The 24,620-nt window shown below is 37.9% G+C and carries 26 protein-coding genes, 3 tRNA genes and 1 pseudogene; 15 read left to right on the top strand and 15 right to left on the bottom strand.

Annotated features, from left to right (window positions below; genetic code table 11):
- Window positions 1-147: 147 nt before the first annotated feature.
- From P4S65_RS01200 to P4S65_RS01190, 3 genes are all read left to right on the top strand, one after another.
- Window positions 148-223: transfer RNA gene (locus P4S65_RS01200), tRNA-Gly, on the top strand.
- Between the two features lie 43 nt (window positions 224-266).
- Window positions 267-342 (top strand) — tRNA-Gly (locus tag P4S65_RS01195).
- Between the two features lie 43 nt (window positions 343-385).
- Window positions 386-461 (top strand) — tRNA-Gly (locus P4S65_RS01190).
- Window positions 462-694: 233 nt separating this feature from the next.
- Here P4S65_RS01190 and P4S65_RS01185 read toward each other — a convergent pair.
- The 3 genes from P4S65_RS01185 to P4S65_RS01175 all read right to left on the bottom strand — a co-directional run bounded on the left by P4S65_RS01185 (window position 695) and on the right by P4S65_RS01175 (window position 2,102).
- Window positions 695-1,123, bottom strand: coding sequence for a secondary thiamine-phosphate synthase enzyme YjbQ (locus P4S65_RS01185; protein ID WP_008135799.1), 429 nt, complete (start codon window positions 1,121-1,123; stop codon window positions 695-697).
- Window positions 1,120-1,587, bottom strand: coding sequence for a chemotaxis protein CheX (locus tag P4S65_RS01180; RefSeq protein WP_007378744.1), 468 nt, complete (start codon window positions 1,585-1,587; stop codon window positions 1,120-1,122). The genes P4S65_RS01185 and P4S65_RS01180 overlap by 4 nt, the downstream gene beginning before the upstream one ends.
- Before the next feature lie 77 nt (window positions 1,588-1,664).
- Window positions 1,665-2,102 (bottom strand): transcriptional repressor, encoded by a 438-nt coding sequence (locus P4S65_RS01175; protein ID WP_033015589.1) that lies wholly within the window; start codon window positions 2,100-2,102, stop codon window positions 1,665-1,667.
- Between the two features lie 94 nt (window positions 2,103-2,196).
- Here P4S65_RS01175 and P4S65_RS01170 point away from each other — a divergent pair, with 94 nt between their 5' ends.
- Window positions 2,197-2,817 (top strand): MarC family protein, encoded by a 621-nt coding sequence (locus tag P4S65_RS01170; RefSeq protein ID WP_007378742.1) that lies wholly within the window; start codon window positions 2,197-2,199, stop codon window positions 2,815-2,817.
- Between the two features lie 926 nt (window positions 2,818-3,743).
- Here the strand turns inward: P4S65_RS01170 and P4S65_RS01165 are convergent.
- Window positions 3,744-4,652, bottom strand: a complete 909-nt coding sequence (locus tag P4S65_RS01165) for an IS4 family transposase (RefSeq protein WP_337119403.1) — start codon at window positions 4,650-4,652, stop codon at window positions 3,744-3,746.
- Window positions 4,607-5,002, bottom strand: a complete 396-nt coding sequence (locus tag P4S65_RS01160) for a hypothetical protein (protein WP_337119402.1) — start codon at window positions 5,000-5,002, stop codon at window positions 4,607-4,609. The genes P4S65_RS01165 and P4S65_RS01160 overlap by 46 nt, the downstream gene beginning before the upstream one ends.
- Window positions 5,003-5,162: 160 nt before the next feature.
- Between P4S65_RS01160 and P4S65_RS01155 the strand changes: the two genes are divergently transcribed.
- The 9 genes from P4S65_RS01155 (at window position 5,163) to P4S65_RS01115 (ending at window position 12,683) form a co-directional block, all read left to right on the top strand.
- Window positions 5,163-5,627, top strand: coding sequence for a hypothetical protein (locus tag P4S65_RS01155; RefSeq protein WP_096793724.1), 465 nt, complete (start codon window positions 5,163-5,165; stop codon window positions 5,625-5,627).
- A gap of 57 nt (window positions 5,628-5,684) precedes the next feature.
- Window positions 5,685-7,361 (top strand): methyl-accepting chemotaxis protein, encoded by a 1,677-nt coding sequence (locus tag P4S65_RS01150; RefSeq protein WP_337119400.1) that lies wholly within the window; start codon window positions 5,685-5,687, stop codon window positions 7,359-7,361.
- Window positions 7,362-7,754: 393 nt separating this feature from the next.
- On the top strand, window positions 7,755-8,687 hold the full coding sequence (dusA, locus tag P4S65_RS01145; protein WP_033029558.1) for a tRNA dihydrouridine(20/20a) synthase DusA: 933 nt from the start codon (window positions 7,755-7,757) through the stop codon (window positions 8,685-8,687).
- A gap of 244 nt (window positions 8,688-8,931) precedes the next feature.
- Window positions 8,932-9,612 carry a PspA/IM30 family protein gene (locus tag P4S65_RS01140; protein ID WP_008135810.1) on the top strand — a complete coding sequence of 227 codons (681 nt, stop codon included), beginning with the start codon at window positions 8,932-8,934 and terminating at the stop codon, window positions 9,610-9,612.
- 9 nt (window positions 9,613-9,621) lie between these two features.
- Window positions 9,622-9,828, top strand: a complete 207-nt coding sequence (locus tag P4S65_RS01135) for a PspC domain-containing protein (protein ID WP_337119399.1) — start codon at window positions 9,622-9,624, stop codon at window positions 9,826-9,828.
- A 170-nt stretch (window positions 9,829-9,998) separates the two neighbouring features.
- A complete protein-coding gene (locus P4S65_RS01130; RefSeq protein WP_007378285.1) occupies window positions 9,999-10,325 on the top strand; it encodes a hypothetical protein in 327 nt (108 codons plus the stop codon).
- Window positions 10,326-10,404: 79 nt separating this feature from the next.
- The gene (locus P4S65_RS01125) at window positions 10,405-10,914 is read left to right on the top strand and encodes a copper chaperone PCu(A)C (RefSeq protein WP_337120721.1); all 510 of its coding nucleotides are present in this window, start codon (window positions 10,405-10,407) and stop codon (window positions 10,912-10,914) included.
- Between the two features lie 8 nt (window positions 10,915-10,922).
- The gene (locus P4S65_RS01120; protein ID WP_337119398.1) at window positions 10,923-11,909 is read left to right on the top strand and encodes a DUF2333 family protein; all 987 of its coding nucleotides are present in this window, start codon (window positions 10,923-10,925) and stop codon (window positions 11,907-11,909) included.
- 3 nt (window positions 11,910-11,912) lie between these two features.
- Window positions 11,913-12,683 carry a TIGR04219 family outer membrane beta-barrel protein gene (locus P4S65_RS01115; RefSeq protein WP_337119397.1) on the top strand — a complete coding sequence of 257 codons (771 nt, stop codon included), beginning with the start codon at window positions 11,913-11,915 and terminating at the stop codon, window positions 12,681-12,683.
- A 44-nt stretch (window positions 12,684-12,727) separates the two neighbouring features.
- Here P4S65_RS01115 and P4S65_RS01110 read toward each other — a convergent pair.
- Both P4S65_RS01110 and P4S65_RS01105 read right to left on the bottom strand, forming a co-directional pair.
- Window positions 12,728-13,614: pseudogene (locus P4S65_RS01110) on the bottom strand (TIGR03899 family protein).
- The gene (locus P4S65_RS01105) at window positions 13,583-14,122 is read right to left on the bottom strand and encodes a hypothetical protein (protein ID WP_337119396.1); all 540 of its coding nucleotides are present in this window, start codon (window positions 14,120-14,122) and stop codon (window positions 13,583-13,585) included. Before P4S65_RS01105 ends, P4S65_RS01110 begins: the two are co-directional and overlap by 32 nt.
- Before the next feature lie 265 nt (window positions 14,123-14,387).
- On the opposite strand from P4S65_RS01105, the gene P4S65_RS01100 reads away from it, so the two are divergent.
- Window positions 14,388-16,580, top strand: coding sequence for a GGDEF/EAL domain-containing response regulator (locus tag P4S65_RS01100; RefSeq protein WP_337119395.1), 2,193 nt, complete (start codon window positions 14,388-14,390; stop codon window positions 16,578-16,580).
- Between the two features lie 110 nt (window positions 16,581-16,690).
- Complete coding sequence (locus P4S65_RS01095) at window positions 16,691-18,868, top strand: YgiQ family radical SAM protein (RefSeq protein WP_007378293.1); 2,178 nt, start codon at window positions 16,691-16,693, stop codon at window positions 18,866-18,868.
- 182 nt (window positions 18,869-19,050) lie between these two features.
- On the opposite strand, the gene P4S65_RS01090 is transcribed toward P4S65_RS01095, so the two are convergent.
- The 8 genes from P4S65_RS01090 to P4S65_RS01055 all read right to left on the bottom strand — a co-directional run bounded on the left by P4S65_RS01090 (window position 19,051) and on the right by P4S65_RS01055 (window position 24,569).
- Window positions 19,051-19,284 carry a hypothetical protein gene (locus tag P4S65_RS01090; protein WP_337119394.1) on the bottom strand — a complete coding sequence of 78 codons (234 nt, stop codon included), beginning with the start codon at window positions 19,282-19,284 and terminating at the stop codon, window positions 19,051-19,053.
- Window positions 19,285-19,316: 32 nt separating this feature from the next.
- Window positions 19,317-19,601 carry a hypothetical protein gene (locus P4S65_RS01085; RefSeq protein WP_337119392.1) on the bottom strand — a complete coding sequence of 95 codons (285 nt, stop codon included), beginning with the start codon at window positions 19,599-19,601 and terminating at the stop codon, window positions 19,317-19,319.
- A 56-nt stretch (window positions 19,602-19,657) separates the two neighbouring features.
- Window positions 19,658-21,016: a magnesium transporter gene (gene mgtE / locus P4S65_RS01080; protein ID WP_007378295.1), complete on the bottom strand. Its 1,359-nt coding sequence runs from the start codon at window positions 21,014-21,016 to the stop codon at window positions 19,658-19,660.
- Between the two features lie 101 nt (window positions 21,017-21,117).
- Window positions 21,118-21,390 carry an HPr family phosphocarrier protein gene (locus tag P4S65_RS01075; protein WP_033029547.1) on the bottom strand — a complete coding sequence of 91 codons (273 nt, stop codon included), beginning with the start codon at window positions 21,388-21,390 and terminating at the stop codon, window positions 21,118-21,120.
- Window positions 21,391-21,433: 43 nt separating this feature from the next.
- On the bottom strand, window positions 21,434-22,279 hold the full coding sequence (rapZ, locus tag P4S65_RS01070) for an RNase adapter RapZ (RefSeq protein ID WP_007378297.1): 846 nt from the start codon (window positions 22,277-22,279) through the stop codon (window positions 21,434-21,436).
- 19 nt (window positions 22,280-22,298) lie between these two features.
- A complete protein-coding gene (gene ptsN / locus P4S65_RS01065; protein WP_033015583.1) occupies window positions 22,299-22,751 on the bottom strand; it encodes a PTS IIA-like nitrogen regulatory protein PtsN in 453 nt (150 codons plus the stop codon).
- A 4-nt stretch (window positions 22,752-22,755) separates the two neighbouring features.
- The gene (gene hpf / locus P4S65_RS01060) at window positions 22,756-23,043 is read right to left on the bottom strand and encodes a ribosome hibernation promoting factor (protein ID WP_337120720.1); all 288 of its coding nucleotides are present in this window, start codon (window positions 23,041-23,043) and stop codon (window positions 22,756-22,758) included.
- 26 nt (window positions 23,044-23,069) lie between these two features.
- Window positions 23,070-24,569: an RNA polymerase factor sigma-54 gene (locus tag P4S65_RS01055; protein WP_007378300.1), complete on the bottom strand. Its 1,500-nt coding sequence runs from the start codon at window positions 24,567-24,569 to the stop codon at window positions 23,070-23,072.
- Window positions 24,570-24,620 lie beyond the last annotated feature (51 nt).

Below are 24,620 nucleotides of genomic sequence, written 5' to 3'. Positions count from 1 at the left end.
GATAACCCACGCGGGGTTAGTGTGTTTGAGTTGTTTTTATTGTGGTCGTTTTACATCCACAATTAAAATGCAGTACTAGCTCAGTTGCTAGAATGTTGAATGCGACCTGTCGCGCTTAAGCGTAAAATAACTGAAGAAATAAAAAATGCGGTACTAGCTCAGTTGGTAGAGCGCGACCTTGCCAAGGTCGAGGTCACGAGTTCGAGCCTCGTGTACCGCTCCAATTTCTAACCAAAAGAAATTGTAGTGTTGAGTGAAAATATAATGCGGTACTAGCTCAGTTGGTAGAGCGCGACCTTGCCAAGGTCGAGGTCACGAGTTCGAGCCTCGTGTACCGCTCCAATTTCTAACCAAAAGAAATTGTAGTGATCAAAAGAAGTAAAATGCGGTACTAGCTCAGTTGGTAGAGCGCGACCTTGCCAAGGTCGAGGTCACGAGTTCGAGCCTCGTGTACCGCTCCAATCTTTTTATATCCTTTCAAAATTTCCTATATTAAAAATAATAAATAAAATTATAATTTAAAATCTCTCTTATCTACTTTATTCTTTGTGTAATATTCAGCATTGAAGTTTTGGTTGTTAAAAGCTATCGCTTCTCGGGCGAGCTCTGCGCCTACAATAAAGGTATTGTACTTTGAAGTTATGAGGTATGAGTGAGATAGGAGGAGTCAATAATTTAAAACCTGAAGCTTTTATTAAAGCCGCTCCCCCTGAATCGTTGCTATAATACGCCTAGCGCCACCAGAGTTGCGATGTTCACCTAAGTAAATACCTTGCCATGTACCTAGTGCTAAATACCCATTAGAAATAGGAATAGTTAACTCACAGCCCAATGTGCTGGTTTTAATATGTGCGGGCATGTCGTCATCGCCTTCATAATCATGGCGGTAATAAGGCTGGCATTCAGGAACGAATTTATTGAAATGGCTTTCCATATCCATACGCACCGTAGGATCGGCATTTTCGTTTATAGTAAGGCTAGCGGAGGTATGTTGGATGAATAGGTGTAACAAGCCTACTGTGTAAGTAGTAAGTTCAGGGAGTTGAGACAATATTTCGTCGTCAATTAAATGAAAACCCCGCGAGCGAGGTTTTAATACTATGACCTTTTGTTGCCAACTCATAGCTTATCGAAACTAACTTCAATATTTGCATTACCAGCATCGCTAGTGAATGGCATGATGATTTTTTTACCTTGGCTTTTATGGGTAATTGTATGCCCTTTCCCTGATACGACAATAGGTGTTGCCATATCAAAATCAAAGCCTTTTTCACCTAATAAATTTTTAGCGCCACCGGTAACCATATTAGTAATTTCGCCAACCATATCGGTTACTTCTTCATCAATTGAATCAGGGCGTTCGCCGAGCATGCGTTCCATAATAGTTAATGCAAGCTCTTCATCAAAGGTAATTGAAAATGAACCTTTAGTTTGTGGGCCTACCATGCCAATAAGGCCAGACACATCACCACAGGCTATTTCATCTGTTTTGATACGTGGCTTACCTGGCTTTAATTGAGTTTGAGCCATGGTACTTAATACATTTATCAAAGAAGATAAAAAAGGATTGATGAACTCTACATTCATATTGCTTACTCTTAAATTGATACTATGAAAATGACTATAATTATATTAAGTATAGCCAATATGGGTAACTTTGAGGGCTAGGATGTCCTACAAGAATCACATTTTCCATGTGCTTCGATAGTTTGTCCTGAAACAACAAATCCACCCTCAGCCGCTAAGTTATTAAGCTCATGCGAAATAACGGTAGAGTGTAACTCTTTTACAAAACCACAAGTATCGCAAATTAATAACTGTACGGGATGAATATGATCAAAATGATGACACAGCATAAATGCATTTGTGCTTTCAATTTTATGAATAAAGCCTAGTTCGGCCAAAAAATCTAAGGCGCGATATATAGTGGCGGGTTTAGCACCTGACTCAGTTACTTTTAATTGTTCAAGTAAGTCATAGGCCCCCACGCCACCTTGGGCACTAGCGAGTAAGCGAAATACTTTCTCACGAATGGGTGTGAAACGTGCGCCACGGTTATCACATACTTGTTTTGCTTTACCTACGAGTGATTCTATATTCATCATTCTCTTATCCTTACGCTACCGTGATATACTAACATACTGTGTTGTAGTTGCAGCGTTTTTATTAGACGCTTTTTATCTAGGAAACCCAGTAATGCATGAATTATTAGCCATATTTATCTTCTTTTTTGCGGTGATAGACCCCATTGGCACTGTGCCTGTATTTATTGCAGTTACTCGCGGTGAAGATGAAAAATTTAAGCGCAAAGTAATATTTAAAGCCGTAGGTGTATCTGCCATCGTGCTTTTATTTTTTGTTGTAGCGGGTGAGCAACTACTTAATGCCATAGAAATTCCGCTTTCAGCATTTCAAATTGCTGGCGGCATAGTATTACTTATTTTTGCACTTTCAATGATATTTGGTGAAAGCAAACCAGAAACAGAAATAAAAAGTGTTCGAGATAGCACTGAGACTGCCATTTTCCCACTGGCTATTCCTTCTATAGCAAGCCCTGGTGCTATGTTGGGGGCCGTGTTGATGACTCGTAACGAAGAGCATACATGGGTTGAGCAGCTAATAACATCATCAACGATGTTAGCGGTGTTGGCTATTGTCCTAATTTTATTGCTCTTAGCTACGCATGTGCATAAATTAATTGGTGACAGTGGTGCAAGTATAATAAGTAGAATAATGGGGCTTATTTTGAGTTCAGTTGCGGTAACAAATATTTTAAGCGGTATTGCTCATTACTTTGGTTTGCAAGTGTTTACTTAAAGTCGTTGCGATTTTAGGAGACCATGACATTATATTTACTAACTTGAATTTGAAATAATTAATCACACGTAACGATATTTATGACTGGGAAATATTGGGTTTGCGTGTAGTAGGCCTACTGCTTATATGCAAATTACTCTTGCTGCCATTATGCGTATTTTAAATGTAATTTTTTGATTTTAAAATGTATTGTTGTTTTTGAGTGCAGTTTGGCCGTGTTTTATTAGAACGATATAATACTAAACGCAACCCCTTACTATATCGTTACAGTCTTAAATTGCTCACTCGTAGCGTTGTGTAAATTAAAGTAGGTATTTTTTATAGTACCAATCCTCATAAAAGTTTTAGCCTAGGAGCAGTTTATCTTTTGAGATTTAATTTTTAGCTGTGTGTTTGTTTTTTAGGCAAGATAGAGCCTGTGTCGTGAATAAATAGGCGATAATGCAGTACAAATATGCGCCGCCCTAATGGGGGGGAGGGACGATTAACCTTCTGTTACTTACATTGATGAAGTTAAGTAGGCGCGAGCTAGGCATGAAAGCTTTACTCGGTTTTTACATGCACTTAAAGGGATGCAAGCCATTAGAGTTACGCGGGTGCAGTTACCGAACCCACTCGATTACAAACCTCGCACCGCGATTTAATCTTCCTTGGATTGAACAAATTTCTATTCACAAAGATCAACATGGCCTAGCTACAGTGCAATTTAATTATTGTTAATAGACCTCAAATCTAAGCCGATTGTTGTAAGTGAAATAGTATTGTTTTTATTTTTTAACTGATTTTATAAAAAATTTTACTAAGTAAATAATCCTGCCTATATTTATTAACAATACCACCCTGCATATAGAATAAATGTTTTTCTTAATTGTTTATTAGTTATTACATTTTTGGCTTTGTTGTAAGGAATACTCATAGCTTAGTTCTTAAGGAACACAGACCGTGTGACTTCCTATCTTAAAACGGCAAATATCATTGTTTTTCTCAATGCTTTGCCGCTTACAATTTACCGCTAGTAGCTCAAATACACGATGTATCTTATGGCTGCACCGTGTTTGTTCTATGCAATCCAGAATATCATCCAACCAAAGATAACTGCACTTACTCGCTCTAAATGTCGAGATCGCACACTTAAACATACCCGCTGCACTATGGCAGATAAAACGCTTGATAAGTGTTTGCAGTATGCTCAGCCAAACCAATGATTCGGCAATATGAGGATCTCGTGTGATGAACCCTTTAAGATTATTCCATGACTTTAGTTCTTTGAAAAACAACTCAATTTGCCAACGAGTTGCATATATATCGAGTAGTTCGTCAAAGCTAAACTGTGCCTCTTTTAAATTAGTAACAAGGAAAACGGGGCGCTTTTCATTCGGTAAATAGATAAGCCTGTACTCGGGCCCATTTTTCTTCCAACGTACTGTTAATTCAAGTGGTTGGCTTGCGAATTTATCGAGTAACGTTTTGATTTTAATGTTCTTTTCTTTAAGTTCTATACCCGCGCAATAAGCTGATGTAACGATTGGGTTAATGTTTTTATTTGCTCTGATCAAAAAATATCCGCCATCTTGAGCTACTTGCTCAAAGTAATCTAAGTCAAAATACCCAGCATCAGCAAGTAATAACGTATCTTCAAGTGTGTGGCTACCTGGTAAAAAGGCGCGCTCAGTTTCAACATCAGGACGAATATCTATTTCGCAGGGTTGTTCATTAAATAGGTCATAGGTAACGTGCAACTCAATTGCGGCAGGACTTACAGCAGTAAAACGACCAGCAAAAACCTGCGCTAATTCATCATGTAGAGCAAATGAAGAACCATCTTGCAATAACACTCGCTGTATTCCTCGCTGGGTAAAAAGGTTTTATCCAGCGTGTTTACAGTCAATTTAGACATCGCTTGAATAACGAGCTCACGGACAAGCTCAGTCAAGGCTGGTTTTCGAATTTGATTATGAAAGGGTTTATAATTTATCGTGCAATCAGCCTGCGTTCGCAAGTTTTGATGGATATCTGACAAGTTAGCGTCTTGCAGGCAAGATAAGCTTTTAAATACGGCTTTGAGCAGAGAAACGATCGACAGGCAACGGTGTCGAACTTGAAATCCAGAGGTTTTTGCAAGCTCAATGAGGTGTTTTTCTGAGATAAGGGCTTTTAATTGGTTTGAAACTTGGTTAATCTGCATGTGAACTCTGTTTTTAGTCATGTTTTTATTGGCGTAACTATTTGATCATTAACAGAGTTCAACTTCAAGTTTTCTTAAGATCCAACCTATGAAGGAATACTAACGTTGATGTGATGCTGGAGTGTTTGTTTGTTTCCTTATTTATTTACAAGAGAAGATTATGAAAAATAAAGTTTTAAAATTTACAGCGTGTTTCTTTATATTTTTGACTCCTGCTGTTCAGGCGGGTGACGAGGTGAAACATATACCAGGCGTTTTTATTGGTACTACACATTTTGACAGTGAAAGTGAGTTTACGTTTGGTGTTGAGTATGAATATAAAATCACTCAAAAATGGGGCGCCGGAGTGGTGTATGAGCGAACAAATGATGCACATCATGGCGATGGTACTGCTGTCGCTTTGGCTTCGCTCTATTATCATCCAACTAAAAATATACGTTTAGGGGTGGGTTATGGTGAAGAGCGTATAGGCGGAGCTCATCCTCATAATGAGGATTTATATCGTATTAGCTCAGCCTATGATTTCCATGTCGGTGATTTTGGTATAGCACCAACGATAGCTATTGATTTTATTGATGATGAAGAAGCAGTAGTTGTCGGTTTAGCTATTACTCGACCTTTTTAAGTTTTTACTTTGTAACAGTAAAGTTAGGTTTAAGCCTAAAATATGAAGGGGTCTAAAATGTTAAATAAGTTATCTATTACAAGTAAAATATACTGCCTAGGAATATCACAAATATTTTTAATGGCGGTAATTGGGATTATATCTTTAACACAAATGAACAAAATTGGTATAGAGCTGGTTGATATAGCTGAGCGAGATATTCCGCTCAGCAACATGCTTACTACAATGTCTGAGCACAAATTAGAACAAACGATATTTTTTCAGCGAGCTTTATTACACGCAAGTTTAGAACCAGGTAAAGCCAATGAAGAAATCGAGAATAAACTCACGTCATTAACGCAAAAAATTCAAAGTGAATTTAATAAGTCAGAAAAATTTGTCACCGATTCTATTGATTATTTACACAGTGAAGAGGCAAAAGCGAGTTTTACTTCGCTAGCGAGTGACCTGAAGCTTTTAAATAAAGAATACCAAAGTATTTCTCTGAATATTAATGACATTATTGAGGCCACTAAAACGCAATCCGTTGGCAGCTTGGATGATAAAATAAAGTTAATAGAAGTCGCAGAAGATAAATTTGAGGAAAAACTTATAGCTTTACTCTCTCAGATCCAGCAGTTTACTTTAAACTCAGCTTTGCAAGCTGAAAATGATGAAAAGCAAGGTATTAACCTTATTCTTTATATATTTATCTTCTCCGTTATTGTGGGTGTTGTTTTGTCATATATGATTAGCAGAGCAATCGCTTTGCCTGTGAATATGCTAAAAAATAGATTAGTTGAAATAGCTGATGGCGATGGCGATTTAACGTTAAAGCTTGATGAAAGCGCCGGCGATGAAACTGGCGATACAGCAAGAGCGTTCAACAAATTTTTATCAATGCTAAGAGAAACAATAAATGAAGCTAATATACATTTATCGCAATTAGACGACTCATCAAAGTTTGCCATAACTGTTATGCAGGAAACGGTAGTTAATGTTGAAAAGCAAAGAGCTGAAACCGAAATGGTTTCAACAGCAGTAGAAGAAATGAACTGTACAGCTTTAGAAGTTGCGAGTAATACCCAGAATGCTTCTGATGTAACAGAAGCAGTCAAAGAGCGTGTATTAAAGGGCAAGGCAGAAGCTTCTGAGGCAAAAGTTGTTATTCAGCGTTTAGCTAAAGAAATAGATGAAGCAAGTACCGTAATTGAGTGCCTTGTTACAGAAACAAATAATATCGGCAGCGTTTTAGATACAATACAGAGTATTGCCGAACAAACCAATTTACTCGCTTTAAATGCTGCAATAGAAGCCGCTCGTGCTGGTGATACTGGTAGAGGTTTTGCTGTTGTAGCGGACGAAGTCAGGGCACTTGCTCAACGAACACAGGTCTCAACTGTTGATATACAAGGGCTGGTTACTCGCTTACAAAGTGAGGCGAAAAATGCGGTTGTTAGTATGAATAAAGGGATTAGTAGTGCTGACGAATGCCTTAAAAAAAGTACTGAAACGTCAGAAATATTTGCCAACTCAGCCATTGCTGTTAATGAGATTACGGACCTAAACTTACAGATTGCTACCGCAGCGGAAGAGCAGTCTGCTGTTGTAAGCGAAATAAATCAAAATTTAATTAATATTACTGATATTGCAATAGAAACATCTACAGGAGCAAAAAATACGTCAGAAGCAAATGAAAGTATCGCCCGATATATTGCTAATTTAAGAGTTAATTTGAATAAATTTAAAGTTTAAATTATGTTTTTATATAGAAGCAATGGAAGTGTGGCAATTCGGTAACATCATTACTAATTTAAAGATGTATATTTCTTTGATAATTAATGATTTTATGGGTTATGTAATTGTCTTGGGGCAGTGGTATTAGTTTAATGACTGTCGTGTACACAAATTAATGATATTTGCGTAAATTTATTAGTAGAGCCATATGGTTTATTTTAAGCTCGGCTACACCGATTGTCTTTTAAATGGTGTAGCTCATTATTTTAGTTTTTAGGTGTTTGCTTTGCATTGATGCCCGCTAGGCTTTTGTGTAAAATACAGCGCCTTTTAAGCTGTGCTTAATAACTTAATACCCTGAGGTTTGCTTTGAATAAATGTACTTTGGATAGACGCTTTTCTGTAGCCCCAATGCTTGATTGGACTGATCGTCATTGTCGTACTTTTCATCGCAAAATGACTAAACACACTGTGCTTTATACCGAAATGATAACCACAGGGGCTATCTTATTTGGTCGAGGCGATTACTTACATTTTAATAAACACGAAGGCCCAGTTGCGCTGCAACTTGGTGGCTCTGATCCTAAAGCGCTTGCGCAATGTGCAAAGCTAGCAGGTGAGCGTGGCTATGACGAAATAAATTTAAATGTAGGGTGCCCGTCAGACAGAGTTCAAAATGGCCGATTTGGCGCATGTTTAATGGCAGAGCCTCAATTAGTTGCTGAGTGTGTTGCAGCAATGAAAAACGAAGTAAGCATCCCTGTTACCGTTAAAACACGTATTGGTATTGATGAGCAAGATTCGTATGAGTTTTTGTGTGCGCTTATTGAGGCGTCGCATAAAGTAGGGTGTGATGATTTTATTATTCATGCTCGTAAAGCATGGCTCAATGGTTTAAGTCCAAAAGAAAATCGTGAAGTTCCACCGCTTGATTACCCACGTGTTTACCAACTTAAAAAAGATTATCCGCAGCTAGACTTAAGCCTAAATGGCGGTGTTAAAACAATTGAGCAGAGCCTAGAACATTTACAACATATTGATGGTGTAATGATTGGGCGTGAAGCTTACAGTAACCCATTTATGCTCAATGACGTTGATGAGAAAATTTATGGTGATACTGCAAACACGCAATCACGCCACGATGTAGTACGCTCAATGTACAGCTATATTGAAGAAGAAATGCGTTTGGGTGCTAATTTTTGGCATATTGCACGTCACATGCTCGGTATTTTTCAGGGGCAGCCTGGCGCGCGAGGTTTTAGACGCCACCTTTCTGAAAGTGGTCACGGTAAGCAAGCCGATTTATCAGTAATGGATAAAGCATTAAGCTTTGTACCCGAATAAAACTAAGCTTTAAAAATTCTAAATTTAAGCCACTTTCAAGTGGCTTTTTTGATCCTAAAAATTAGTCAAAAGCATAATTTATTGGCTAATTACACTCAATGCTATTCAGCTTAAAGTCACTAAAAATTTAATGGTTTATTAATTATATTGTTGATATTAGGCTGTTTTTCATTGTTTTTATGAACTTGGCACAACTCTTGGAATCTTCTTGTTGAAATTAATTAAAAATCAACAGGAGAATACCATGGGAATATTTAACCGCGTAAATGATGTAATTCAATCAAACATTGTCGCCATGCTTGATAAAGCTGAAGACCCTGAAAAACTTTTAAACCTAATGCTTACCGAGATGCAAGATGCATTGAATGAGTGTCGTAGTACAGCAGCCGCTTTATTGTGTGAAGAGAAAGTAATTAATCGCCAAATTGATACTAAAAAAACAGAATTAGCAGCTTGGCAAATTAAAGCAGAACGTGCGGTTGAGAAGGGCAGTGATGACCTTGCTAAATCAGCCTTACTTGAGAAGCAACGCGTTAACGAAAGCATTGAAAATAAGCAAAATCAACTAGAAACATTGCAAGAGTCTATTGCAAAAATTAAGGTTGATTGTGAACGCTTGCAGCAAAAAATGGCTATGGCTAAAACAAAGCAAGCTCAGTTAATGCAACGTCATCATGTTGTTATTGCTAGAGAGCGAATTAATACGCAATTACAAAGTGATAAAGTTGCCCATGCGTTGTCTCGTTTTGAACAAATAGAGCAGCGTGTTGAAGGCATTGAAGCTCAAGTAGAGGCTTATGAGCTGACTGATACAGCAAGCTCTACCAGTGCCCAAATTGAGTCGTTAGTTAAAAATGAAAAAATTGATGCTGAACTGGCTCGCTTAAAAGCGAACTTAAATACTAATTTAAAACACACTGCTTAGGAGATTGCTATGAACAGCTTTAATCGTCAACGAGGTTGGTATAAAGATACTTTGAATAAAAAAATATCGGGTGTTTGTAGTGGTTTAGCACATAGATTGGACTTTCCAGTATGGACAACCCGCCTAGTTACTATTTTATTATTTTTGAGTTTTCCGTTTGCAATTGCACTTGGTTATTTTATAGCGCATTGCTGCCTTGAAAATAAAGATTATTAATACCAACAGGCATAAATATTTGAACAATTTAACGAATTAAATCACTCTATAACGTTGTTGAATTTTTTATTTAGAACAACTAGATATAAAAATTTTTGCCTAGTTATAGCGCAATTTTCTTATCGTTAAATAGACCCATATATAAGCCGGTTGGTATAAGGAGAATTACTATGAAAGCTTTGGCCGTATGTGTATTTATCTATTTATTACTGTTTACTGATTTAATAGCGTTTGTGCATGTTGATTCTTGGCAGTTACCATTATGGATTGCTGATATTAGCTGGGCAGGGCTCGAGCTTGTAGGTGCTTTGGCCGCAATTGTTGCTGTGGTTGCGGTAGTGGCTTTAATTACTATGGGATTAGTTGGAGCGGGTGTTGTGGCATTAGCTGGGACTGTTTTAGCGTTTTTATTCGGATCAATAATGATTGCATGGCCGTTACTATTTGTTGCAGTGTTGTGTTGGCTTGTTGCTGATAACAAAAAAGTAGCCTCTTAATCCTTAATTTGACTGACTATTATGGGTTAACTATGTTAAATTTAGCTTGTAATTTAATGTTTTCACTAGGGATGAAATGATGACAAAGCAGTTTTTTTCGATGGCTTCAGCGTTAATGTTAGGTTTATTTACGTCATCATTGGCGGCGCATTCAGGGCACGAGCATGGTTCTGATGTGGCTGTACTCGAAGTAACTAACGCGCAAGTGAGGGAGTTTTTACCCGCCAGTACTGCAACTGTAGGCTATTTAACGCTTATTAATCACAGTGGAACAAACGCCACTTTAACTAAGGCAACGATTGATGGCTTAGGGCGTGTGGAAATTCACGAGCATTCACATGTAGACGGCATGATGAAAATGCAACAAGTTGAATCGGTTGTAATTAAAGCGCATGAAAGTGTCAGCTTCCAACCAGGCGGTTATCATTTAATGGCATTTGAACCATTAGAGCCATTAAGAGTAGGGCAAGAACGTAAACTCACGCTATATTTTAGTGACGGTAACCGCTTGTTTACTAATGCTCAAGTGGTGTCGCTTGAAACGCAAGCTAAGCAGTCAAAACCATCTACTCAACACGCTCATCATTAGGAGTACACATGTCGCAACATAAAGGAAAAATAGCAGGAACAATTGTTTTACTGCTTATCATATTTTACGCAATTGCTGTTTATTGGAGTACTGAACCGGCACGTTTTGATGTTGTCGCTAATGCAAAAGAGCAAGCGCAGTTACGTAATGAAAAAATAGTTACAGGTTATACAACAACGGCAACGCTTATTGAGGTAGCGAGTACGATACTAAATAAACCGGGTGGTTATTTATCGAATGATGTTATACCGCCAAGTATTATTATGGATGACATGCCAGCGTGGGAATATGGTGCGTTAGAAATGACGCGTGATTTAGCGCTTTCTATGCGAAAAGATTTTAGCCGTTCACAATCGCAATCAACAGAGCATGAAGCACTTAGAAAAGCACAGCCACAGTTTAATATAAGCTCTGAAGCGTGGGCATGGCCAAGCGCGGAGGGAGAGTATCAAAAAGGAATTGATTATCTAGTCGTTTATCGTACACAAATAGCGAATCAGCACGAACGTGATAGCCAATTTTATGCGCGAGCTGATAATCTACGTAGTTGGTTAAAAGAAGCGGAAAAGCGCTTAGGTAGCTTAAGCCAACGTTTAAGTGCCAGTGTCGGCCAAGAAAAAGTGAATACTGATTTAGCTGGAAATTCGTCAAATAAACAAGCGACTCTTGCACCATTACAACAGCAAGTCAGAACACCTTGGCTAAAAATTGATGATGTTTTTTATGAATCTCGTGGCGCAACTTGGGCGTTGTTACACTTTTTACAAGCGGTAGAGTATGACTTTGCAGATGTACTTGAGAAGAAAAATGCTCGTGTTAGTGTGCAACAAATAATACGTGAACTTGAGGCAACCCAAGAAACGGTGTGGAGCCCAATAATTTTAAATGGGAATGGTTTTGGCTATGTGGCTAATCACTCCTTAGTTATGGCAAATTATATTTCTAGAGCCAATGCGGCTTTAATCGAACTTAGCGAACTACTAGCTCAAGGATAAAAAATGAAAAAGTATTGTTTAGCAGCAGCCCTTTCAATGGCATGTTTCGCACCTGCAGCACACGCTGACACTTTATTAGGTTTATATGTAGGGGTTGATGGCTGGAAATCAGGTAATGATGGTCAGTTTTCTTATAAAAATAATGCATCTCAAGATTTCAATTTTGAAGATGAAACATTTATAAGTTATTACGCAGCCCTTGAGCACCCAGTACCGTTAGTACCTAATATTAAATTAAAGTATACCGAACTTGAACTAAACGGTTCTGCAGTTTTAACTGATACATTTAGCTTTAATGGTTCAGACTATGTGGTTGGTACGACAGTGAATTCAATTAGCGATCTAACACACATTGATTATATTCTGTATTACGAAATTTTTGATAACGACTTAATCTCTATTGATTTAGGTTTGAATGCGAAACAGTTTGATGGTGAGATTGCTGTAACGGGTACTACTCAAAGTGGCAACACTAACTTTACTGAAACCGTTGATTTTTCAGGTTTTGTACCACTTGCTTATGGTCGTGCAGAAGCCGGCCTGCCATTTACTGGTTTAAGTGTGTTTTTTGAAGGTAGCTTTTTGGCTATAGACGATAGTAAAGTACAAGATTACCAAGTGGGTATTGCGTGGGAATTTATTGATAACCTAGCGATTGATGTTGCAGTTAAAGCTGGATATCGCTCCATGGTACTAGAACTTGATGATGTAGATAATATTACTACAGATATCGATGCATCTGGCCCATTTGCAGGTATTCAGATTCACTTTTAATTACTCACTTGATAACTAGTTGAGTGATTTTATAGCGTGGTTTACTACTTAGTAGCATGCCACGCTAAATCAAATTCTACTTCTAATGCACTATTTATTAATTGTTTATACACTTTATTTACTGGAACGTTTATTAGTTTAGATAGCTCATCACCCGTTTGAGTGAATTTGTAATAACTCAGTACTAAATCATTACTTGTTGCTTTTAACGTTACTTTTTGAGAAAAAATGAAAGCGTAAGTTCTTGCCCTGATTTTAACACGGCTGATTCAATTTCTTTTCGATACAATAAGTTAAGATCCATTAAAGTTAAAATGTCAGGAAAGCTGATACCTGTTTTTCCTAAATTTAGAGATACTTTATTGCCTTTGCGTAGTAAATCAAAAATCGATGGTTTTTTATAAAATCCGAGTAAAATAAAGTGACTGTCGTCTTTTTCGTTATAGCTACTTAGTGATACACATTTTTGTAATGCATCGGCTTCGCGCTGAGTCATGTGCTTAAGTGTTTGCAGGCTCTTAATTGAAAATGTTCCAGGATTAAGGGTTTCGCCTGTAAGTATTTTTGCCCATAATGTTTGCATTGATTCGTTTGAGGTGTCTTCACAGAGCCCAATAAAGTGCTCTACCCAATCCGCATCAGGTTGTTTGCTACTTGCGACATCGGGACAAAACGCCATTGCCATCGCTAAGATTGTTTCAATATTTTGCTGTTGCTTAATAAGTAGTAAATCTTGTCGCTTTTGAGCGCGAGCTAAAACTGAATTATCGCTACTAATATGGTACAGCGGTCTTATTCTCCCCTGTGGGTTATAGTTTTTTTCATCGTTTGAGAGTGCGCCATTACTTCCTACCTTGGTTATAGAGTAACCAAGTAATGATTCTATGATGTTTGCGAGATTAATTCTTGCTTGTGCTGTTTTGACTGTCATGACTTTCCATTACATTTTGTATATCACTTAGTTGAGCAACTGTTTTTAAATTATTTAGCCCTAATGCAATTGTATTATTGAGCACATATTCGCTAAATATAGCCATGTAACCAGAAACAAGTATTGTCGTTGCTTGCCCTTCAATATGGCACTCTACATTTACACTGTTGTTACTATTAGTTGTAAACGTCAATGTGCCTTGTACGATATGTTCATTATTTAATAAGGTATTAAATACCATCTTACGATCATTTAATGCAGTAATTGTCATCTCACCATGCCCCCATTTACTGATCCATGATTGATGAGCTCCAATACCAGCACTTGGTTCACTAACTGCAAATTTAATGGATGGATCGACTTGTTGCCAAGGAGACCATTTATGCCATTCATCAAAATCGGTTGTTAATGATTTGATAGTAGGAATACTTGCATTCACTTCGATAGTCTTATTGACGCTATAGTTTTGAGGAAGCATTAAGCCAATAATAATAATAGTGAGTAACAAAATTAAGAGACATTTTAACAGTGTTTTTAATAATTTAATAATTAGGCCTTAACTGAATTATTTACTTAAAATATAACAACTTTCCATTAGTAGACTATAGTATGAGTAGAGTTGTAAACCAAAATCTAAATCTAAAGCTGTAAACTTAGAAGTTCAAACAATCTAATCCTAACTAAGGTGTTAACGAGAATGTTGAGCTGTTATTTTTACTAAGTTATTGTTTTTAAGTTGGTTGTTTTTTTGCTTGTTATTAATAGGAGCATGAATGTCATCAGAATCGAGCGGTTTTTTATTTTTAAAAGAAGACCATGATGAAGTCATCTCAGAGCCTTCTGATTGTTGGGATATTTTAATCGTCGATGACGATCCTGCTATTCATTCTGTAACTAAATTAGCTCTCTCTGGGTTGGAATACAAAGGAGCTGGATTTCGATTTCATGATGCTTATTCTGGTGCTGAAGCTATTGCTATATTATCTCGAAAAAACTCAATCTCAGTCATTTTTTTAGATGTGATAATGGAAACTGATGATGCAGGTTTGCAGGTTGTAAGGCGGGTCCGTGAGGAGCTTAATAACCAACATGTTAGGATTATTTTACGTACGGGGCAAGCCGGTAGCATACCTGAAGAAAAAGTAACTCGTGAATATGACATCAATGATTATAAAACAAAAACGGAATTAACACGTTCTAAGCTCGTCACCTCTTTAATTACCGCAATTCGCTCATATGAACAAATTGGCCAATTAGAGTACCAGCATAAAGCAATGGACTCTATTTTATCGGCTTCGAAGTCTATTTTAGGACAGACCGACATAAAAGTACTGTGCAGAAGAATTATAAAGCACTTAAGTGTTATTTTACAGTGTCCGGATAAAGGCTTAATTTGCAGCAAACTAGATGGTAATAATTACATTCAAGTCTTGGGTGGTTGCACGCGCTATGAAACATACTTTGGAGAAAATTTAGCTGAGGTTGATAGTCGGATATACAATGAAGTAGAAGCGTCTTTTAGTCAAAAAAAACATCAATATACAGATACTAGCGCTACATTTGTTTTAAGAAGTAAGCACAGAAAAGCAGCCATTTATATTGAATGCGACGAAGTGATAACGCGTACTCAATTGCAATTTGCAGAAATATTTTTTGCAAATGTAAGCATTGCTTTAGATAACGTTAGGCTATTTGTTAAGTTGAGAGATGCGGCTTACAGAGACGTACTGACAGGTATTTCCAATCGAACTAATTTTATTGAGCGAATAGAGCGCTATCAAAAACCACAAAAAAATGACTACCTTCTTGTTTTACTTGATGTAATGAATTTTTCGGATGTTAATAATGGTTTAGGGCAAGAGGTTGGTAATAAGTTATTAATTGCTATTGTTGAGCGTTTAAAGGAAATTTACCCAACAGCTAAATTACTATCACGTATTGGGGCTGATGTATTTGGTTTTGTTATCCTTAAAAATGAATTTAATATTACAGACTTTAACGAAAAACTTAGTATTTCATTTTGTGCTGCAGAGCATATATTACCGGTGGGGTTTAAAATTGGTTTATGTCAACAGCAAGATTTTCAAAGTACAGGTATTGAAACCCTCAAAGTAGCTTATATTGCGCTTAATCAAGCTAAAAAGAATAAACATAAAGAAGGTGTTTATTACTGCGTTGATATGGAGGACGCCATTGCATGGCGACTCGGTATTATTAGGCAACTAAGGCATGATTTTGCTAGAAATAAACTAGAGGTGTGGTATCAGCCTCAATTGGCGTTTAATGATCTATCATTAATTGGCTGTGAGGCGCTTTTGCGCTGGCCTTTAGAAAATGGCACTTATATTTCACCTGCTGTATTTATTCCCTTAGCTGAAGATGCAGGGCTAATAGTTGATATAGGACAATGGGTATTAGAGCAAGCATGCCAGCAACAAAAACGATTGGAAAGTGCCGGCGCAGATATTTGCATTGCAGTAAATGTATCTGTTCCACAATTTAAAGTAAAAGGGTATGCACAAACCGTTAAAAATACATTATTAAAATATGGTGTGCAGCCAAAAAATATAGAGTTGGAAGTAACTGAAAGTGTGGTTATGGATGAGTTAGAAACTGTCATTAATACACTCCAAGAACTCAAAAAATTAGGTGTTGAGGTGGCTATTGATGATTTTGGTACAGGCTTTTCATCTTTAAGTTATATCCAGAGTTTACCAATTGATAGATTAAAAATAGATAGGGCGTTTATTAAAGGTTTACCAAATGATGACACAGGTGCAATAGCTGCTTTGATTATATCACTTGGTGCTAAGTTGGGTTTAAAAACGATTGCAGAAGGAGTAGAAACGCAGGAACAAGCTAAATTTTTGAAAGATTTAGGGTGCGATGAGGTGCAAGGGTTTATGTATGCCAAGCCGATGCCTGAGCACGAATTAATTGAGTTTATTAATAAGCAAAATAATTAAAGTTAAATTATGATTTTACAGCTAAAGCCACATCACACATTGTAATGTTGTATATATAAACAATGCTATAAGGTATAATTCGCGCCTTTTGTTATTCTACGGCTAAATTTATGAGCACACTCAAAGCTAAGCGCGCCTTATTTTCATACCCTAAATATTGGGCTGAATGTTATGGCACCGCGCCATTTTTACCTACTACACGTGAAGAAATGGATGCACTTGGCTGGGATAGCTGCGACATAATTATTATCAGTGGCGACGCGTACGTTGATCATCCTAGTTTTGGTATGGCGGTAATTGGCCGTGTACTTGAAGCGCAAGGCTTTAGAGTGGGCATTATTGCCCAGCCAGCATGGGACTCTAAAGATGCATTTATGGAGCTAGGCAGACCGAATTTATTTTTTGGTGTAACAGCTGGGAACATGGATTCAATGATCAACCGCTATACTGCCGAAAAGCGTATGCGTCATGATGATGCTTACACACCTGATAACGTCGGCGGTAAACGCCCCGATCGTGCCGTAATGATTTACTCGCAAAAATGCCGTGAAGCATACAAAGGTATCCCAATTGTTATTGGTGGTATTGAAGCTAGCCTTCGTCGTATTGCTCATTATGATTATTGGCAAGAAAAAGTACGTCGTAGTATTTTGTTTGATGCAAAAGCGGATATTTTAATTTATGGCAACGCAGAGCGCCCGTTAGTTGAAGTTGCACACCGTATTGCGGCGGGCGAAACGATGGATACGATTCAGGATATTCGCGGCACGGCTGTTATTCGAAAAGAGCCCCTACCTGGTTGGCGTGGCAGTGATTCTACCGCTATTGATAAAATTGGTAAAATCGACCCTATTCCAAACCCATATGGCGCGGATGATGTTGGCTGTAGTAAATCTGAATTTAAACAAGCCGGTATTGATTTAAAAGCTGAAGCTGCAAAACCAATTATGGTTCAGCCTGCGCGACCTAAACCGTGGGAAAAAACCTACGTTAAGTTACCTGCTTATGAGCAAGTAAGTGTTAACAAACCTTTGTACGCCCACGCCTCGCGCATTTTGCATCAAGAAACAAATCCTGGTTGTGCAAGAGCGCTGTTTCAGCGACACGGCGATCGTTCTATTTGGGTAAACCCGCCAGCATACCCGTTAGAAACACATGAAATGGATGCTGTATTTGGTTTGCCGTATCAGCGTATTCCTCACCCAAGTTATGGTGATGCTAAAATACCTGCTTACGATATGATTAAAACATCAGTTAATATTATGCGTGGCTGTTTTGGTGGTTGTTCGTTTTGCTCAATTACAGAGCATGAAGGGCGCATTATTCAAAGTCGTTCGCAAGAATCTATTATTGAAGAAATTGAACAAATTAGAGATAAAGTTCCCGGCTTTACTGGTGTTATTTCTGATTTAGGTGGTCCAACGGCGAATATGTATAAGCTGCGCTGTACGAGCAAAAAGGCAGAGAGTACCTGTAGACGCTTATCATGTGTATATCCTGATATTTGTAAACACATGGATACAGATCATACGCCAACAATAGATTTGTATAAAAAAGCACGTGAAGTTAAGGGTATTAAAAAGGTATTGATTGCTTCAGGTGTTCGTTATGACCTAGCTGTACGCGACCCTCGTTACGTTAAAGAGTTAGTAACTCATCATGTGGGTGGCTACTTAAAAATAGCGCCAGAGCATACAGAGGATGGTCCATTATCAAAAATGATGAAACCAGGTATGGGAGCGTACGATCAATTTAAAGAACTATTTGATAAGTACTCTAAAGAAGCCGGTAAAAAGCAGTATTTAATTCCTTACTTTATATCTGCTCACCCAGGTACAAAAGATGAAGACATGGTAAATATGGCTTTATGGCTTAAATCAAACGACTTTAAGCTTGATCAGGTACAAAATTTTTACCCATCACCTATGGCTAATGCGACGACTATTTACCATACAGAGATGAACTCTTTACGTAATATAAAAAACAACTCAGAAGTTGTTCCAGTACCTAAAGGCGCTCGCCAACGTAGATTGCATAAAGCTATTTTACGCTACCATGATGCAGCAGGTTGGCCGATGATACGTGAAGCACTACGTAAAATGGGTAAAGCTAATTTAATTGGTAAAGGGCCTAACTGTTTAGTGCCAGAAGAAGGGCGTGATGAAAAAATAGGTAAAGGCGGTAAAAAAGGCGGGCGACCAGCATTAACGCGACATACCGGTTTTAGCCAATTTAAAAAGGCAAACACTAAACCAAAAGTAGGTGGTAATCGTCAAAGTACACGTTAGTAATTCAATCTGCCAGTTATTAGTTTAATTGCGATACGCGCTTTTCAGCCTTCGTAATACGTAAGTTGAGTTAACCTTGCTCTTTATTATCAATATTATTGTAGATGATAAAGAGTGAGCTTTTAGAGCCCCTCTTTGAGCTGCGCGTATTTAGTGCCTATATATTTGCAGTCAGTTCTTCCTTATAACGTTGATGATAACCACAAACGTAATTTAAGTGACCATAACGGCTGAATACCTGTTAGCCCTTGCGTCATTTTATTATCTTTTAAGATTATATAAGATGGCGTGACTTGCCCTTGCCAAGCGGTAAATATCTCACTGTGTTGATCGTTGACGGTCGTAAAACTGTAGCCATGATCATTTAGATAGTTATGTAGTTCTTGATCAGAACCTGATTTTATTGCGATGCTCACGACAGGATAATTATTCTCGTTTGCGAGTTCGTTTATGGCAGGGAGGTAATACTACAAATAGAGCACCAAGTTCCCCAAAAATACACAAGGGTTGGTTTATCTTGGCTCATTGCTGCTAGATCAATGTTTTGCCCTTTATAATCTGTTAATTGTAATTGAGGATTTGCTGGCATGACAGGTTGCCGCCACCAATTGACGGCGGTATAAATGACGAAAAATATAGAGCTATATACCAATACACTTTTTAATATGGATACGCTTTTTTGTTTTAGCGTTTTTTTGGGTGTCACTTTTTTATTCTTGATATTCGTTGTCATAATTGCTGCTTTACCCTAAGTATTTTTTACTTTAGTTATTTGCAAAAAATTCTAATTTATACCAGCAACCAGGTAGCAGTTCCTAAAAAGGCGAATATACCAACAATATCTGTCACAGTGGTTAGCACCACACTCCCTGCAAGTGCGGGGTCTATATTCATTCTTTTAAGTATTATTGGAATACTTGCGCCAGCCACACCAGCCACGACTAAGTTCATAAACATAGCGAAGGCAAGTACACCACCAAGCATAAAGTCCCATTGCCATAGGGCAATAACACCTGCAATTAATAATGACCACAAAATACCGTTTAACGCACCAATGGCAAGTTCTTTCATCATTAAAAAACGTTGGTTTGTTTGGTTTATATGGCCTACCGCAATACCGCGTATAACAAGCGTTAACGATTGACTTCCTGCAACGCCACCCATAGAAGGGACAATACCGTTTAGTACCGCCAAAATAGGTAAAACATCTAGTGTTCCTTCAAAAAAGCTAGCAACAAAGGCAGCTGCAAGTGCGGTTAGTAAATTGACACCTAACCAAACTGAGCGTTTTTTAGAGCTTTTTAGTACTGGCGCAAAGGTATCTTCTTCATCATCTAGACCGGCTAAGCCTAGTAAACTATGCTCTGCATCTTCTCGAATTACGTCAACAATATCATCGATAGTGACACGACCAAGTAATTGATCGTTATCATCCACAACAGGTGCTGATATCCAATTATGGCGCTCAAATAGTTGCGCGACTTCACTTTCATCCATTGAAATTGGGATTGATTCACAATCTTCATCCATCAAATCGCGAACAATTTTTTCAGGTGGGTTCGTTAATAACGTACTCAGTGATAGAGCGCCTATAAAACAGTTGTGTTTATCAACAACATATAGGTCATCTGTACCTTCTGGTAGCTCCCCACGTAGCCTAATATATCTAAGTACAACATCGAGCGTTACATCAGGACGAATGGTTACCGTATCGGTGTTCATTAGCGCGCCAGCTGAACGCTCTTGATATGAAAGTGCTTGTGTTGCACGCTCACGGTCTTGAATATCCATCGCGCTGACAACGTCTTTATAAACGGTGTCTGGTAAACTACGGAGTACTTCACCTAAGTCATCGTGGCCCATGTCTTCAGTTGCGGCTGCAATGTGCTCAGGTTCCATTTGGGCAATAATGCCTAAACGAACATCTTCGGAAAGCTCTTCAAGAACATCACCTTGTACATCAGGGTCAACCAATTGCCAAAGTAGTCGGCGAATTTTATGCGGCGATGACTCTAATAATAATGCGGTATCACAAGGAGCTGTTTTTGCTAACATCCGCCTAACTTGAACAAATTGACCACTGTTAAGCGACTTTGTCACTTGTTTTAATTGTTGTAGTGGATAGTCTTGTTCAAAAGCTTCAGGCATTGGCGTCCTTATTGATTTTTATATAACTATGGATAGGGAGGTTTATTAATGGGGTAATTAACCACATTTAGTTTATCTTAGTTTCGGTTTTTAGCTAAGTGCTATTCTTCTTCATTAAAGCGTTGTGCTATCAATTGACCAACGGCATGTAAAGCTTGTTCGGCATCAGGGCCCTCACACACTACTTTTACCTCTTTTCCTTGACTGCTTTCCAGTAGCATTAAAGCCAATACACTGTCCCCAGGCGCTTCTTTATCATCTTGATATATCATGATTGAGGCATCAAATTTAATTGCAAGTTGCGCTAATACTGTAGCGGCTCTTGCATGAAGTCCTAATTTATTTTTTATTAAAAAAGTGTCTTCTAAACGCATAAGTTACTCTACCTAAGCTGAACAGATGATTATTTTGAATGAGTTATTTTTCTTGTTCTCTATGGCGGATTTTTACATTTGGATGTGTCATCGAAAAACTTTCACCAATCGTTTGTGCTAAATATACTGAGCGATGTTGCCCACCAGTACAACCTATAGCAATAGTTAAGTAGCTACGGTTATTTCGCTCTAAATGTGGCAACCATGTTTGTACAAAAGTTTGAATTTGCCAAGTGAACTTTTGGACAATGCTGTGGCTGGCTAAGTAATCCTTTACGGGTTGGTCTAAGCCATTTAAAGGTTTTAATTCTGGCTCCCAATGTGGGTTCGGTAAAAAGCGTGCATCAAAGACATAATCAGCTTCCTTAGGAATGCCGTGTTTAAAGCCAAATGACTCAAAAGTAACAATGAGTTGTTTATCTTTTTTACCCAGAATTTTTTCACGAATTGATTCAGCAAGTTGATGAACACTTAAATCACTCGTGTCGATCATATAGTCAGCGCGAGTAGTGAGAACATCGAGTAGTTCTTTTTCTTTTTTTATAGCTAAATCAAGAGGTAATGAGTCAACTGATAACGGGTGTAGACGGCGAGTCTCAGAAAAACGTTTAATTAATGTTTGATCCTCACTGTCTAGATAAAACAGAGTCGGTTTAGCAAAGCCAGGTAAGTATTCAAGGATATCGTTAAATTCATCTTGCTCTTTTGGTAAATTACGGACATCAATACTAACTGCAATTTTGTCGTAGTTATCAGATACACTTCTCACTAAAGAAGGTAGCAGATTAATTGGAATATTATCTACGCAATAATAACCTAAATCTTCAACTACGCGTAAAGCAACCGATTTTCCAGAACCGGAACGGCCACTTATGATAATTAATTCCATTTATCACCCATTATGTTAATTACGATTGTTCTACAATAACTTGATACAGTTCAGTATCTGATTTTGCGCTGCGTAACTGTTTACAAAAATCTTTATTATTTAGTTTATCAGCTATCGTTGCGAGCGTCTTTAAGTGCTGCTGGTTATCGCCATCAGGTACGATGAGAGCAACAAATATATCAACAGGGCGATTATCTATTGCATCAAAATTAATAGGTGTTTCGCTTACTAATACGAGTGCTAAAGGCTCTTCTGCACCGCTCATTCGCCCATGAGGGATTGCAATACCTCTTCCTATACCAGTGCTTCCCAGTTTTTCTCTATTCATTAAGGCGCTGAGAATATCTTGTTGAGAAAGATATGGAAGCTTGTCATGAGCAAGTTGACTGATGAACTCTAAAATTCTTTTTTTACTATTAAAAAGGACCGCAGCTCTGCTGCAGTCCTGGCATATAAGTGAACTTAATTTCATAATATTAGTGTCGAGCAAGCTTCTCTTTGTGTTTAATAACTTGGCGATCGAGCTTGTCAATCAGCGAGTCAATGGCGGCGTACATATCTTGATGTTCAGTAGAGGCAAATAACTCAGCTCCACTTACATGAATCGTTGCCTCAGCTTTTTGGTTTGATTTTTCTATATCAAGAATGACATGAACATTATTAATATGATCTGAGTGTCTTTCTAGCTTCGCAAATTTGGTATTTACATAATCTCTTAATGAATCAGTTACTTCTACGTGACGACCAGTTAAGTTTAGTTGCATAAGCATTACCCTCTTTGTTTAGCGTCTTAAATCAAACTTTTTCGCTGATTTGACGGTGGAATAGCTAGAGATTCGCGATACTTTGCGATTGTACGTCTCGCTACTTTTATTCCTTGCTCAGCTAATATATCTGCAATTTTACTATCACTCAATGGTTTTGCTGAGTTTTCTGCTGCGATTAATTTTTTAATGAGAGCGCGTATTGCTGTTGATGAGCATTCGCCTCCATTTTCAGTACTTACATGGCTTGAGAAAAAATATTTAAGCTCAAAAATACCGCGAGGTGTATGCATATATTTTTGAGTTGTTACGCGTGAAATAGTTGATTCGTGCATTTCGACCATTTCTGCTACATCATTTAAAACCATTGGTTTCATGGCTTCTGGGCCATGCTCAAAAAAACCTTGTTGTTGCTTAACAATACAATTAGTTACTTTTAATAGTGTATCGTTTCTACTTTCTAAACTTTTAATAAACCATTTAGCTTCTTGTAGATGCGAGCGAATAAACTGGCTATCACCACTTGATTTAACGGTGCGTGACATTGCTGCATATTGGCTGTTGACTCTGATTTTAGGCATGCTATCTGGGTTTAGTTCAACAACCCAGCGACCTTTTATTTTTTTCACCGATACATCAGGAATTACATACTCAGATTCTTCTCTAACTATAGTATCCGCCGGTTTTGGGCTAAGAGTATGTATTAAAGTCATTATTTCTTTAAGCTCTTCTTCTTTGAGCTTTGTTTTTTTCATTAATGTACGATAGTCGCGAGCAGCTAATAGATCAATGTGCTCGGTTAAAATCATTTTTGTTTCATTAATATAGGGTGTTTCTTTATCGTATTGGTTCAGCTGAATACATAAGCATTCTTGTAAACTACGTGCTGCAATACCAACAGGGTCAAACAATTGAATTCTTTTTAAAACAGCTTCTATTTCGTCAAGTTCAACTTCGTTGTCTTCTTCGTTCTCTTGATTAAAACTTTCTAAAATTTCTTCGCAGCTCAGTGTTAAAATACCCGAATCATCGACGGCTTCAACAATCGCAATCGCAATCGCTTCATCGGTAGGACTAAAGGGAGTCAGTTGTAGTTGCCACATTAGGTATTCATGGAGCGTTTCAGTTGAGGAGCCTTGGTATATAGATTCATCTTCAGGCATTGGTCCTGATGATGATGCTGGGGCTGCGCTCATATATTCATCCCAACTAACATCCATAGCCATTTCATCACTTAGCGTATCTTTAGCAAGTGCTTCACCACTGTCTTGCTCATATTCGCTCGGAACATCATCAGCATTTGCGCTAACAGTGACATCGTCGTTATCTGCTTTTTGCTCGTTTTTACCAGCAGAATCTTCGGCGTAATCTTGCTCTTCAACCTCTAATAGGGGGTTGCTGTCGAGTGCTTCTTGTATTTCTTGCTGGAGATCCAATGTACTGAGTTGCAACAGGCGAATTGCTTGTTGCAGCTGTGGAGTCATTGTAAGTTGCTGGCCCATGCGCAGCTGTAATGATTGCCTCATGTATCTCTAACAATCCTTTTATGTTGTTATAATTAATACTAGCAGATGCTT

It is taken from the genome of Pseudoalteromonas sp. B131b (assembly GCF_037162545.1).
Classification (GTDB): Bacteria; Pseudomonadota; Gammaproteobacteria; order Enterobacterales; family Alteromonadaceae; genus Pseudoalteromonas; species Pseudoalteromonas fuliginea.
The sequence above is the reverse complement of the archived record's forward strand: the minus strand, read 5'-3'. Positions and strand labels throughout refer to the sequence as shown.

Coding starts and splice junctions, on each gene's coding strand:
- P4S65_RS01185 (WP_008135799.1), bottom strand. CDS start 1,123: ATGAGTTGGCAACAAAAGGTCATAGTATTAAAACCTCGCTCGCGGGGT.
- P4S65_RS01180 (WP_007378744.1), bottom strand. CDS start 1,587: ATGAATGTAGAGTTCATCAATCCTTTTTTATCTTCTTTGATAAATGTA.
- P4S65_RS01175 (WP_033015589.1), bottom strand. CDS start 2,102: ATGAATATAGAATCACTCGTAGGTAAAGCAAAACAAGTATGTGATAAC.
- P4S65_RS01170 (WP_007378742.1), top strand. CDS start 2,197: ATGCATGAATTATTAGCCATATTTATCTTCTTTTTTGCGGTGATAGAC.
- P4S65_RS01160 (WP_337119402.1), bottom strand. CDS start 5,002: ATGCAGATTAACCAAGTTTCAAACCAATTAAAAGCCCTTATCTCAGAA.
- P4S65_RS01155 (WP_096793724.1), top strand. CDS start 5,163: ATGAAAAATAAAGTTTTAAAATTTACAGCGTGTTTCTTTATATTTTTG.
- P4S65_RS01150 (WP_337119400.1), top strand. CDS start 5,685: ATGTTAAATAAGTTATCTATTACAAGTAAAATATACTGCCTAGGAATA.
- dusA (WP_033029558.1), top strand. CDS start 7,755: ATGCTTGATTGGACTGATCGTCATTGTCGTACTTTTCATCGCAAAATG.
- P4S65_RS01140 (WP_008135810.1), top strand. CDS start 8,932: ATGGGAATATTTAACCGCGTAAATGATGTAATTCAATCAAACATTGTC.
- P4S65_RS01135 (WP_337119399.1), top strand. CDS start 9,622: ATGAACAGCTTTAATCGTCAACGAGGTTGGTATAAAGATACTTTGAAT.
- P4S65_RS01130 (WP_007378285.1), top strand. CDS start 9,999: ATGAAAGCTTTGGCCGTATGTGTATTTATCTATTTATTACTGTTTACT.
- P4S65_RS01125 (WP_337120721.1), top strand. CDS start 10,405: ATGACAAAGCAGTTTTTTTCGATGGCTTCAGCGTTAATGTTAGGTTTA.
- P4S65_RS01120 (WP_337119398.1), top strand. CDS start 10,923: ATGTCGCAACATAAAGGAAAAATAGCAGGAACAATTGTTTTACTGCTT.
- P4S65_RS01115 (WP_337119397.1), top strand. CDS start 11,913: ATGAAAAAGTATTGTTTAGCAGCAGCCCTTTCAATGGCATGTTTCGCA.
- P4S65_RS01100 (WP_337119395.1), top strand. CDS start 14,388: ATGTCATCAGAATCGAGCGGTTTTTTATTTTTAAAAGAAGACCATGAT.
- P4S65_RS01095 (WP_007378293.1), top strand. CDS start 16,691: ATGAGCACACTCAAAGCTAAGCGCGCCTTATTTTCATACCCTAAATAT.
- P4S65_RS01085 (WP_337119392.1), bottom strand. CDS start 19,601: ATGACAACGAATATCAAGAATAAAAAAGTGACACCCAAAAAAACGCTA.
- mgtE (WP_007378295.1), bottom strand. CDS start 21,016: ATGCCTGAAGCTTTTGAACAAGACTATCCACTACAACAATTAAAACAA.
- P4S65_RS01075 (WP_033029547.1), bottom strand. CDS start 21,390: ATGCGTTTAGAAGACACTTTTTTAATAAAAAATAAATTAGGACTTCAT.
- rapZ (WP_007378297.1), bottom strand. CDS start 22,279: ATGGAATTAATTATCATAAGTGGCCGTTCCGGTTCTGGAAAATCGGTT.
- ptsN (WP_033015583.1), bottom strand. CDS start 22,751: ATGAAATTAAGTTCACTTATATGCCAGGACTGCAGCAGAGCTGCGGTC.
- hpf (WP_337120720.1), bottom strand. CDS start 23,043: ATGCAACTAAACTTAACTGGTCGTCACGTAGAAGTAACTGATTCATTA.
- P4S65_RS01055 (WP_007378300.1), bottom strand. CDS start 24,569: ATGAGGCAATCATTACAGCTGCGCATGGGCCAGCAACTTACAATGACT.